We start from the raw sequence: 10,707 nt of genomic DNA on the forward strand, positions 1-10,707 counted from the left end.
GCGCCTGGTTGCGGGCAGCCGATGAGCGCTCCGCAGCAGACCCGCTGGCTGATCACCGGGGCGCGTGGCCAGCTCGGCAGCGACCTGTGCCGGGTGCTGGCCGCGGCCGGCGTCGACGGCGAGCAGCTGCTGGCGCTGGGATCCGACCAGCTCGACATCACCAGCTCGGCCGCGGTGCAAGCGGTCTTCGGCGACTTCCAGCCGCAGCTGGTGGTCAACGCCGCGGCCTACACGGCCGTCGACCAGGCCGAGACCGAGGAGGACCGCGCCTTCGCGGTGAACGCCGGCGGAGCGGCGCTGCTGGCCGCCGCGGCCGCCCGCGCCGGCGCACGGCTGCTGCAGGTGTCCACCGACTACGTCTTCGCCGGCGACGCCAACCAGCCGTACCCGGAGCAGGCGGCGCCCGACCCGCGCTCGGCGTACGGGCGCACCAAGCTGGCCGGCGAGCTGGCGGTGCGCGAACTGGCCCCCGAGCACGGCTACGTGGTGCGCACCGCCTGGGTGTACGGCGCCACCGGCTCGAACTTCGTCAAGACGATGGCGCGGCTGGAGCAGGCCCGCGACACCCTCGAGGTGGTCGACGACCAGCGCGGCTCGCCGACCTGGTCGGCGGACCTGGCCCGGAGGCTGGTGGAGCTGGCCGGCAGCGCCGCCCGTCCGGGCATCTATCACTGCACCGGAGCGGGTGAGACCAGCTGGTACGGCCTGGCCCGGGCGGTGTTCGAGGAGCTTGGCGCCGACCCCGAGCGGGTGCGTCCGACGACCACCGACAGGTTCCCGCGGCCGGCGCCGCGGCCGGCGTATTCGGTGCTGTCCGACCAGGCCTGGCGCGCGGCCGGCCTGACCGCGATGCCGCACTGGCGAGAAGCGCTGCGGCGCGCCTTCGCCGAGGACCGCGCCGCCTACCTGCCGTCCGGCTGAGCCGTCCCGGTCAGCGAAGGCCTACCAGTCGCCAGACGTATCAAGGTTGCATCAGCCCGGAAATCTTTGGAGATTTGAGTCCGAAAAGCAGCCGAATAGCCGCCGTCGATATGGTGCGCTGCGCCGGGTGGCGGGGTTACAGTCCTCACATCTCTCAGATCGCGTGGCTACCGGCCAATAGGTACTACGTAGGAAAAGACAGCTCCGGCGGCATCCACCGCCCTTATCCGGACATTCCGGCCTAGCGCACTTTCGGGTCGGTCACCCGAGGTGACATTCAGATGACCAGCATTCGATCAGCTAGCCGGCTCGACTCCGATAGCCGGCTCGCCGGCATCCGCACCCGACGGGGAGCGACCGCCGCCGTCCTCGGTGGAGTGCTGGCCTTCGGGGCGCTGGCCGCCGTGGTCCCCGCGCCGGCCGCCGCCTCCTGGCCCAACGGCATGGTCGGGATCACCGGCCACGGGTACGGCCACGGCCGCGGGATGGGCCAGTACGGCGCCTTCGGCTACGCCACCAACTACGGCTGGACCTACACCCAGATCGTGTCCCACTACTACGGCGGCACCACCCTGGCCACCCGCAGCTTCAACGCCCTGAGCGTCGACCTGACCGCCTACAGCGGCCAGAACCAGGTGGTCGTCACCTCGGGCAGCCCGTTCACCGCCGGCGGGGTCGCGATCCCGGGCGGCAGCGCGGCGCTGGTGCGCTACGTCTCGGCCGGCTCCTACCAGCTGTTCACCAGCGCCGGGTGCGGCAAGCCGTGGTCGGCGGCCAAGCCGGTGACCTCCGGCGCGATCAAGTCGTCGGTGACCCCGGGCGCGCTGTCGACCATGCTGAGCATCTGCTCGGGCTCCACCCGCACCACCTACCGGGGCGCGTTGTCGCTGGTCTACGGCGGCGGCATGACCCGGGTGGTGAACTGGGTCGGCATGGAGGACTATCTGCGCGGCGTCGTCCCGCGGGAGTCCCCGGCGTCCTGGGGGGACGCAGCCGGCGGCAAGGGGATGGCCGCGTTGCAGGCCCAGGCGATCGCAGCCCGGTCCTACGCGGCGGCCCAGAACCGGTACAGCTGGGCCAAGACCTGTGACACCCAGACCTGCCAGGTCTACGGCGGGGTCGGCCTGAACGGCGTCGTCACCGAGGACTCCCGCACCAACACCGCCATCAGCACCACGGCCGGCAAGGTGATCGTCAACTCCTCGGGGACGATCATGTCCGCCGAGTTCAGCTCCTCGACCGGTGGCTGGACCGCAGGTGGCACCTTCCCGGCGGTGCAGGACCTCGGTGACACCGCCTCGCCCAACCACAACTGGAGCACCTCGATCCCGGCCAGCACGATCTCGTCGGCCTTCGGGGTCGGCACCCTGCAGTCGATCACCACCACCGGCAACCGCCTCGGCGCCGACGGCGGCCGGGTGCTCACTGCCGAGATCAAGGGCAGCAGCCGCACCGTCACCGTCACCGGCAACCAGTTCCGCAGCGCCCTCGGCCTGAAGTCGGACTGGTTCGTGGTGGCCAAGCCGATCACCGCGCCGACCCTGCACCTGACCAACTCCCTGACCACCCCCACCACCGCGGTCGTGAGCGGCTTCGGCATCAAGGGCGACCAGCCGGTCTCCTGTGACTTCAACGGCGACGGCTACGACACCGTCGGGGTGTTGCGCTCGAGCACCGCCACCTTCTACCACCGCAATTCCTTCGCCGCCGGCTCTACGGTGTACCAGGTGCGGCTGGGTCATCCGGGTGACAAGCCGGTGTGCGGTGACTGGGACGGCAACGGCACCGACACCATCGGCGTCTACCGTCCCTCGAACGCGACGTTCTACCTGTTCAATACCAACACCCCACCGCCGACCACCCCGGCGATCCAGGTGGTGCTCGGCGGGTCGGGCATGCACCCGCTGGCCGGTGACTGGAACGGCAACCGGACCGCCACTCCCGGTGTCTATGACCCCAAGACCGCGACGTTCTACCTGGTGAACTCGCTCGCGGCGGGCGCGCCGAAGCTGCGGTACGTCTTCGGTCCGGTGATGACCGGAACCAAGCCGGTGGCCGGCGACTGGGACGGCAACGGCTCGGACAGCTACGGGGTCTACCAGGTCGCCCGGTTCGCGCTGGCGAACACCCTGGGCGGGCCGGTGTCGGTGTACACCCGGTTCGGCAGCGTGGGTGACCGGCCGATCGCCGGTGACTGGAACCACGACGGCAAGGACACCGTGGGAATCGGGCGCGATTACTGATGTTCTCAGCACCCGGCCGCGGGTAACCTCTCCTCGGGCTTCGCGGCGCGGGGGACAGCGGCCAGCCAGCCCGGCTGCTCCGACCCGAGGAGGGTGTCCGCATGCCCAGCGCGCTGATCACCGGAATCACCGGGCAGGACGGGATGTACCTGGCCGAGCTGCTGCTGTCCAAGGGCTACCGGGTGTACGGCTTGATCCGCGGCCAGAACAACCCGAAGCGGGCCCTGGTCGAGCAGGAGGTGCCGGGCGTCCGGCTGCTGACCGGCGACCTGACCGACCTGTCCAGCCTGATCCGCGCCTACGAGCAGGCCCAGCCGGATGAGGTCTACAACCTCGCGGCGATGTCGTTCGTGGCGTACTCGTGGGAGAACGCCCGGCTGACGTCGGAGGTCACCGGGATGGGCGTGCTGAACATGCTGGAGGCGATCCGGCTCTACGCCGGCGACGACATCGCCAAGGTGCGCTTCTGCCAGGCGTCGAGCTCGGAGATGTTCGGCAAGGTCCAGGAGGTTCCGCAACGGGAGACCACGCTGCTGTGGCCACGCTCGCCGTACGGGGTGGCCAAGGCGTTCGGGCACCACATGACCATCAACTACCGCGAGTCCTACGGCCTGCACGCCTCCACGGCGATCCTGTTCACCCACGAATCACCGCGGCGCGGTCCGGAGTACGTCACCCGCAAGATCAGCATGGCGGTGGCCCGGATCGCGCTCGGCCTGGAGAAGGAGATCTGGCTGGGCAACATCGACGCCAAGCGTGACTGGGGCTTCGCCGGCGACTACGTCGAGGCGATGTGGCGGATGCTGCAGCAGCACGACGGCGACGACTACGTGGTGGCCACCGGGCAGACCCACTCGATCCGGGAGTTCCTCAGCATCGCCTTCCGCCGGGCGGGCATCACCGACTGGGCCGGTTGCGTCCAGCACGACCCGCGGTTGCTCCGGCCGGCGGAGGTCGACATGCTGATCGGCGATCCTTCCAAGGCGCACCAGCGGCTGGGCTGGGAGCCTACGGTGAGCTTCTCCGAGCTGGTGGAGATGATGGTCGACGCCGACCTCGCCGAGCAGCGGGTGCTGGCCAGTAAGTGAGGCTGGGCTCAGCCGGCCTGAGGCTCCAGCCTGATCTCGGTCGGGCAGCCCCGGTCGGGAAAGGTCACCACGAACCGGACCGCCGCCGCGATGTCGCCCGGCTGCAGGAGCCGCTCGGGATCGGCCTGGCCCTGCGGTGACCGCAGGCCCGCGCCGGCCGCGACCAGGCCAGGCGCGATCAGGCTCACCTTGACCCCGCGGTCGCGCACGTCCAGCCAGACCGCTCCGGCGAGCCCGGCCAGCCCGTGCTTGCTGGCCACGTAGGCGGCGTTGTGCTGGAACGGCTGCCGGGACGCGGCCGAGCCGAGGTAGATCAGCGAGCTGGGGGAGCCGGCCAGCAAACCCGGCAGCAGCAGCCGGGTCGCCGCCGCTGCGGCTGCGAGGTTGACGTCGAGGAGCCGGTCCCAGGTGTCCGGCTCGGCCACGTCGGCGTCGGCCCAGTCGAAGAGGCCGGCGGCCCACACCACCGCACCCAGCCGGGGCCCGGCCAGCGCCTGCTCGGCCGCCGCCCGCAGCGCCGCCCGATCGCTGACGTCGACGACGGCGCTGGTGGCCCGGCCACCGGCGGCGCGGATGGAGCCGACCGCGGCGTCCAGCCGGGGGACGTCGCGGCCCCACAGCCGGACCTCGAAACCGAGAGCGGCCAGCTCCCGCCCGATCGCGGCGCCGATCTCGCTCGATCCACCGACCACCAGCGCGCCGGTCACGAGCTGATCCTCCCGGGGGGCTCAGCTGGGGGAGCCGGCCTGGGGCTCCTCGTCCTCGTCCGGCTGCTCGGTGGGCTCGGCGGTGGGCTGCCCGATCTCGTCGTTCGGGGTGGTGTGGCCGTCGGGTTCTGACATCAGGAGCGGTCCTTCGTGCGTGATGATCCCAGCGGTGACTGCTCACCCGAGCGGGCCGACGCGTCGACCTGCCCCTTCACCCTAGCCAGCGATGGGTTCGGCACCACTTTCGGTGCCGCCCGGCCTGACGGGCTCGGCAGGGACGGCCGTTATTGGATGCAGAACCTGGAACGAACTGACCGAGCGGATCAGCGCCTCGCTCGGGCGCGTGCTGCCAGCTCGGCTCGACGGGCCAGCGCCGCGGCCTTCACTTCTCTCAGGCCCCGGGCGTCGCCCTCCGGGCTCACCATGAGGTCTGGATCAGCAGGAAACAACGCCTCGATGTCTTCAGGCAGCAGCAATTCCCGCGGCGCTTCCTCGGGCGCGGCGATCTCCGGCTGTGCGCTACTCATCACGAGGTCCCCTGTCATCCGGCAGCCCTGAGGATACCGCTCATCAGGATCGCGACGGCGGATCCCAGCAAGAGCGCAGAGGCATACCGCAGCCGAATGGCCTTGGTGACCAGGCGCGCCTCATTCTTCGCGTGCAGCACGACCCGGGTGTTGAGGACGATCAAGCGCGTCCGCACCGGATCCATGGAGAGGTGCCGGTCGCGTAGTTCCTTGGGGCCGATCACCTTGTCGACACGGGGAAGGATCACCCACACTGCCGCGCCACCCGCGGCTATGGCCAGAGCCTGCCCCACGATGGCTGCGATGCTCGCAGTCGTCCCCACCAGCGCCACTATGACGCCAGCAGCACTCAGGATCAGCCCGGCTTTGGTGTCCAGGCTGTTGCCTCGATCGCGGTAGGAACCGTCTTCACGCTCCAGAACAGACTCGATGACGCTGAGCGATGGAACCTGCGATTCGGCCACGGACTGCATCGGCTGCATAGACGGCCACTCATCTCCCTCGACGCGCCGGTGGGTAGCGCTAATCGTCCTAGCCCGGTGATGGCGTGGGTGGCGTCATCGAAGGACCAGGGCAAACTACCAACTCCAGAGCGAGCCACGGGCGACGTGCGTCATCCCTGTGGATGACGCTCAGCTGACGGCCCAGTACTGGGTGGAGCCGTGGGTCGACTCCACCCACTCCTGGCCGCACAGGATGGACACCGCCCGTCCGGTGTTCGGATCCTCGGTGCGCACCACCTTCGTGCACCGGCGGACGAAGAGCTGGTCGGCCGGCCATTCGGTCAGCTGGCCGTTGAGCTCGAGCTTGCGGTTGGGATCGCGCCTGACCCGGTAGGCGGCCATCGGAACGGCGTTGCCTAGCGGGTGCAGGCCCGGGCGGGGCTGCCAGTGGCCGGCCGGGCAGTACCGGACCGCGCCGTAGGCGGGGAGGGGAGAGCTATCCATCAGGGACCTCGTGGGGGCGACGGGTGAAGGGGGTCGAACATACGTTCGATAATAGTTCGCGGGGCGGCGGCTAGACCAGAGCCATCTGCCCTCAATTGCACGGCGCATCACCAGGCCGGCAGATCGGTGTAGGGACACGTCATTGGCTCAGCTCCGCTCCGGCCTGCTGCGGGCGGTGGGCCTCCCGCCAGCGATTGCCCCCGGCGCAGGTGATGCAGCCAGGATCCGGACCGGCGACCTGGCGGGGGTCGACCTGGGTGCCCGGCCGGGACGGATCGCCGATCAGGTCGATGTCCAGCCACTGGGCGGGCGGCCGCGCGCCGGAGAGCCACGCGGCCAGCTCGGTCAGCGCGGCGTTGACGGTCAGGCCGTTGAGATAGACCACCGACGGGTTCTTGCTGCCGCTGCCGTACCCGTGCAGGCGGTCGAGCTCCCGCTGGTCGGCGGTCTTGGCCCACCGGGCGATCTCCGCGGCGTCCAGCTCGCCGAGGCAGGTCAGGCACGGCCCGTGCGGCGCGGTGAGGATGACCCGGCCGCCCAGCGCGAACGGCTCGGTGGCGTCGTCGACGCCGGTCGCGATGTCGATATAGGGCGTCCTCGTCCGGACCGCGATCTGGTTGAGCCGGTTGCGCGGGCCGTCGTTGTCGACGCAGCCGATGATCAGGTCCACGTCGTCGAGCTCGGGATGCTCGCCGGTCACGGTGAGGCCGCCGGCGGTGGCCACGGCGCCCAGCGGGTCGATGGCGCGCATCCGCTTGCGGGTCACTGCGGTCTTGGGCTGGCCGATGTCGGCATAGCCGGCGGTGACCATCCGGTTGAGGTTGGTGATCTCGACCAGGTCGTCGTCCATCAGCAGGACGTTGCGCAAGCCCAGGTACGCCAGCCCCTGGGCCAGGTGCGAGCCGACCCCGCCGACCCCGACGACGGCGACCCGCATGGTGGCGATCGCGGCCTGGGCCCGGGTGCCCAGCAGCGGCACCTGTCGCGCCAGGCGCTCCTCGGCGGTGGGGGTGGCGTTCAGCACCCGCAGCTGGTCGCCGAGCACGGTCAGCGTGCTGAACTGCCCGCGTTCGACCCGGCCGTGGCCGTTGAGCCGCCACCAGTCGGCGTGCACGGCGCCGTCGGCCCAGACGGCGGCTCCGTAGGGCCGGCCGCCGAGCAGCTTCAGGCAGTAGTCGACGGTCGGGGCCAGGGCGTCCTCGTCGAGGTGGGAGAACCCGGGCGGGCCGTGGTGGTGGTTGTGGAACTCGACGATGCCGTAGCCGGTTGCCAGCGCGTGGTTGTGGACGTGGTCGAGCACCTGGTCGCTGAGGTACCAGCCGTCGATGCCGCGGGTGGTGTCCAGCTCGTCGACCAGGAGGGTCTCCACGACCTCCAGCACCGGCCCGGCGGCGGTGTTGCTGATGGTGCGGGTGTAGGCGAAGGCGAAGCGCGCGCCGCTGACCTGGGCCAGGTGCCGCTCGATGCCCTGCCAGTGATCGGAATCGGTGAACTTCAGGGTGCTCACGGATCAGCTCACCTCCTCGAAGCGGCTGAGCGCCCCGGCGAGGTAGTCGGCCAGGTTGCTGCCCGCTTCCGGCTCGAGCCGGGGACGCCAGTCGGCGGGATCGACGTGGTAGGACAGCTGCAGCCAGGGCCTGCCCGCATGGGTCCGGACGCCCTGGTTGTTGCCGGGCAGGGCGCCGCTGGTCAGGGTCAGGTCCGGCCGGGCGCAGACGTTGTCCGGCTGGCCGGCGGGGTAGTTGGCCGGGATGGGGATCAGCACCTCGGTGCGTCCGTGCGACCAGCCCGGCGGCAGCCGGTGGTCGATGAGGGTGAGGACGAGGGCTTCGGCATCGATCGTCGCGGTGGGGAACGCTCGGCGCAGCAACGCCTCCTCCCGCGCCAGGCGCTGCCACAGGTCAGCCGGTATCAGCATCCTCAGCCCCGCTTGAACCGGGGACGGCGCTTGAAGTGGGCCCCGGAGGTGAGGTTGACCGTCTCGGCCGCGGTGACGGTGACCCGGGACCCGTCGTTGAGCACCTGGATCAGCCCCTGCTGCGGGTAGATGCCGACGGTGAACATGATCTGGGCGCCGGTGATGGTGGGCTGGTCGTACTCGTAGCTGGTGCCGTCGACGTCGTAGCCGAAGGCGGCGTGCGGGCGAAACGGGCCGCTCGACAGCTCGAGGTCAACGCTTCCAACGCCGCTGTCGAAGATCGAATGGGTCATCGTCATCCTCCTGATGGGCGCCCGTCTCGGGCTCTCACAGGTAGGTCGAACGAATCAGTTGCTCTGCAACCCCGCGTGTCTAAACGGATTTGTCAGCGGGTCGTGGTATGCGCGTACGTCAGCGACACGGTGTCCGGCGCGGTCGCCTGCAGCCGGCGGGCGAGGCCCTCTTCGTACGTGGTGACCAGGATCTGGCCGATCGCTCCGGACTGGGCGGCGCGGACCAGGGTCTGGGCGACCGCGGCCCGCCGAGCCGGGTCGAGGTGCTCCAGCGGCTCGTCGAACCAGATCGTCGAGGCCCGGGTCGCCGACGCGGCGAGCAGCAGCCGGGTCACCAGCAGGGCGGTGGCCCGCTCGGCGCCGCTGAGGTCCTCCAGCAGCAGGTCCTGGCCGCCGTCGCTGAAGGTCAACTGCCCGGACGCGCCGAAGCGCAGCCCCTCCGAGCCGAACAGCAGCTTCCAGCGGTGGCTGATCTCGGTGGCGAGCGGGTTGATCCGCTGGGTCAGATAGCGGTCGGCCAGCGTGGTCATGCTGTTCTGGGCCACCTCGAGGATCAGGTCCTCGCGGGCCGCCGCGGTCAGGGTGGCCTGGTCGGCGGCGGCGGTGTCGAGGTCGGCGAGCCGCTGCCGGGCGGCCCGGAGCTCGGCGGTGATCGCGCCGTGCCGCTCGGCAAGCTCGACATCCCGGCGGCGGGCGTCGGCGAGCGCCGCGGTGGCGGACGGGCCGGGATCGGGATCGTCGGGCTCGGCCGGCGGCCGGAGCTTGGTCAGGGCGGTGGTGAACCGGGAGATCACGGCCAGCCGGGCGCGCAGCTGCCGGGCCTCCTCCCGGTGGCGCTGGACCTCGGTGTCGGTGTCGGCGCCCAGCTGGCCGTGCGCGGCCAGGGCGGCATCGCGCTCGTGCTCGCTCAGCGGGCGCAGGCAGGTCGGGCACTGATCCGCTGCGCCGGCCAGCAGCTGGGCGGCCGAGGCCGACTGGGCGATCCGGACCTCGGCCGCCGAGGCCGCGGCGGTGGTGTCGGCCAGCGCCGCGGACACCTCCTGCTGGGTCTCGTCGATCGCGGTGAGCAGGTCGCGGTCGCCGAAGTCGACGACGTCGGCCAGCTGGGTCGCCAGCGCGGTCGCCTTCGTGTTGTACGCGGCGGCCTCGGCGCGGTACTGCTCCCAGCGGGTGGCCAGCCGGGCCGCGGGCTCCAGGGTGGCGATCTCGTCGGCCAGCCGCTGCCGCTGCGCTGCCGTGGCGGCGAGCGCTGCCTCCAGATCTGCTGCCGCCTGCGTCGCGGCCGTGAACGCCTCGTCGGTGGCGTCGACGTCCGCGCGCAGCGACCGGATCTGGGTGGCCAGCGCCTGGCGGCGTTCGGCGAGCTCCGCCGCGGCGTTCAGCAGCGTCTGCACACCGAACACCTGCGCGAGGTGGTCCCGGATCGGGAAGGCGGTGGCCTTGCCGGCCGGTGGCAGGCCGAACACCACCGCGTCGATCACCGCGCTGTCGGCCGACCATGCCTTGGCCAGCAGCCTGAGGAAGCCGCGCTCATCGAGGGCCTGGCCGTCCACGGTCGCCGAGAAGGCGGACGCGCCGGTGCGCGACAGCGACCTGCTGATCCGGACGTCGGGGTGGCCGGGCAGGTCGAGCGCGAGCTGCGCCGTCGCGGTGTCGTGGCCGCTGCGGATCGCCCGGACCGCCGCCCGGCCGTCGGGCACGCCCAGCAGGCACCAGCGGACCGCCTCGACCAGGGACGTCTTGCCGACCCCGTTCGGCGCCACGAAGAACGTCACCGGAGAGGTCAGCCACAGGTCCAGGTCCTCGTAGGCCCGCCAACGCTGCAGGCGGATATGGCGGATCATGACGCGACCGCCTCGGCCAGGGCCGACAGCCGGCTGACCAGGGCGTTGCCGCTCAGCCGGCCCGCCTGCACCTCGGCCACCACATTCCCGATGCTGGACGGGTCGAGCAGCTTCAGCGCGGCGACGGCGTCGCGGCGGTGCTGCAGCCGGGGTCGGGTCCGCCGGGCCCGGGCCACCGCGGCCGCGGCGACCGCGACGGCGTCCGCGCCCACGTCGCCG

General features: G+C 71.3%; 12 protein-coding genes. 3 read left to right on the forward strand and 9 right to left on the reverse strand.

Annotated elements, in window-relative coordinates; genetic code table 11:
• Positions 1-21 precede the first annotated feature (21 nt).
• The 3 genes from rfbD (at position 22) to VF612_RS12545 (ending at position 4,252) form a co-directional block, all read left to right on the forward strand.
• A complete protein-coding gene (rfbD, locus tag VF612_RS12535) occupies positions 22-921 on the forward strand; it encodes a dTDP-4-dehydrorhamnose reductase (protein WP_408660182.1) in 900 nt (299 codons plus the stop codon).
• Positions 922-1,202: 281 nt separating this feature from the next.
• Complete coding sequence (locus VF612_RS12540) at positions 1,203-3,164, forward strand: SpoIID/LytB domain-containing protein (RefSeq protein ID WP_408660183.1); 1,962 nt, start codon at positions 1,203-1,205, stop codon at positions 3,162-3,164.
• A 101-nt stretch (positions 3,165-3,265) separates the two neighbouring features.
• Positions 3,266-4,252 (forward strand): GDP-mannose 4,6-dehydratase, encoded by a 987-nt coding sequence (locus tag VF612_RS12545; protein WP_408660184.1) that lies wholly within the window; start codon positions 3,266-3,268, stop codon positions 4,250-4,252.
• An 8-nt stretch (positions 4,253-4,260) separates the two neighbouring features.
• Here VF612_RS12545 and VF612_RS12550 read toward each other — a convergent pair whose 3' ends face one another.
• The 9 genes from VF612_RS12550 to VF612_RS12590 all read right to left on the reverse strand — a co-directional run.
• Positions 4,261-4,959 (reverse strand): SDR family oxidoreductase, encoded by a 699-nt coding sequence (locus VF612_RS12550; RefSeq protein ID WP_408660185.1) that lies wholly within the window; start codon positions 4,957-4,959, stop codon positions 4,261-4,263.
• A gap of 323 nt (positions 4,960-5,282) precedes the next feature.
• The gene (locus VF612_RS12555; RefSeq protein WP_408660186.1) at positions 5,283-5,486 is read right to left on the reverse strand and encodes a hypothetical protein; all 204 of its coding nucleotides are present in this window, start codon (positions 5,484-5,486) and stop codon (positions 5,283-5,285) included.
• A 14-nt stretch (positions 5,487-5,500) separates the two neighbouring features.
• A complete protein-coding gene (locus VF612_RS12560; RefSeq protein WP_408660187.1) occupies positions 5,501-5,950 on the reverse strand; it encodes a hypothetical protein in 450 nt (149 codons plus the stop codon).
• Between the two features lie 168 nt (positions 5,951-6,118).
• The gene (locus tag VF612_RS12565) at positions 6,119-6,433 is read right to left on the reverse strand and encodes a hypothetical protein (RefSeq protein ID WP_408660188.1); all 315 of its coding nucleotides are present in this window, start codon (positions 6,431-6,433) and stop codon (positions 6,119-6,121) included.
• Between the two features lie 139 nt (positions 6,434-6,572).
• A complete protein-coding gene (locus VF612_RS12570; RefSeq protein WP_408660189.1) occupies positions 6,573-7,940 on the reverse strand; it encodes a ThiF family adenylyltransferase in 1,368 nt (455 codons plus the stop codon).
• Positions 7,941-7,943: 3 nt separating this feature from the next.
• A complete protein-coding gene (locus VF612_RS12575) occupies positions 7,944-8,351 on the reverse strand; it encodes an E2/UBC family protein (protein ID WP_408660190.1) in 408 nt (135 codons plus the stop codon).
• 2 nt (positions 8,352-8,353) lie between these two features.
• Positions 8,354-8,644, reverse strand: coding sequence for a multiubiquitin domain-containing protein (locus tag VF612_RS12580; protein WP_408660191.1), 291 nt, complete (start codon positions 8,642-8,644; stop codon positions 8,354-8,356).
• Between the two features lie 92 nt (positions 8,645-8,736).
• The gene (locus tag VF612_RS12585) at positions 8,737-10,488 is read right to left on the reverse strand and encodes an AAA family ATPase (RefSeq protein WP_408660192.1); all 1,752 of its coding nucleotides are present in this window, start codon (positions 10,486-10,488) and stop codon (positions 8,737-8,739) included.
• Positions 10,485-10,707: hypothetical protein (locus tag VF612_RS12590; protein WP_408660193.1), on the reverse strand; the 223-nt coding region annotated here is incomplete at its 5' end. The genes VF612_RS12590 and VF612_RS12585, both read right to left, overlap by 4 nt.

Origin of the sequence: Jatrophihabitans sp. (assembly GCF_036388195.1) — a bacterium.
Classification (GTDB): domain Bacteria; phylum Actinomycetota; class Actinomycetes; order Mycobacteriales; family Jatrophihabitantaceae; genus Jatrophihabitans_A.

What these genes read in the sequence shown, in the direction of transcription:
- VF612_RS12540 (WP_408660183.1), top strand. Translation starts at nt 1,203, where the DNA reads ATGACCAGCATTCGATCAGCTAGCCGGCTCGACTCCGATAGCCGGCTC.
- VF612_RS12585 (WP_408660192.1), bottom strand. Translation starts at nt 10,488, where the DNA reads ATGATCCGCCATATCCGCCTGCAGCGTTGGCGGGCCTACGAGGACCTG.
- VF612_RS12575 (WP_408660190.1), bottom strand. Translation starts at nt 8,351, where the DNA reads ATGCTGATACCGGCTGACCTGTGGCAGCGCCTGGCGCGGGAGGAGGCG.
- VF612_RS12565 (WP_408660188.1), bottom strand. Translation starts at nt 6,433, where the DNA reads ATGGATAGCTCTCCCCTCCCCGCCTACGGCGCGGTCCGGTACTGCCCG.
- rfbD (WP_408660182.1), top strand. Translation starts at nt 22, where the DNA reads ATGAGCGCTCCGCAGCAGACCCGCTGGCTGATCACCGGGGCGCGTGGC.
- VF612_RS12580 (WP_408660191.1), bottom strand. Translation starts at nt 8,644, where the DNA reads ATGACCCATTCGATCTTCGACAGCGGCGTTGGAAGCGTTGACCTCGAG.
- VF612_RS12545 (WP_408660184.1), top strand. Translation starts at nt 3,266, where the DNA reads ATGCCCAGCGCGCTGATCACCGGAATCACCGGGCAGGACGGGATGTAC.
- VF612_RS12555 (WP_408660186.1), bottom strand. Translation starts at nt 5,486, where the DNA reads ATGAGTAGCGCACAGCCGGAGATCGCCGCGCCCGAGGAAGCGCCGCGG.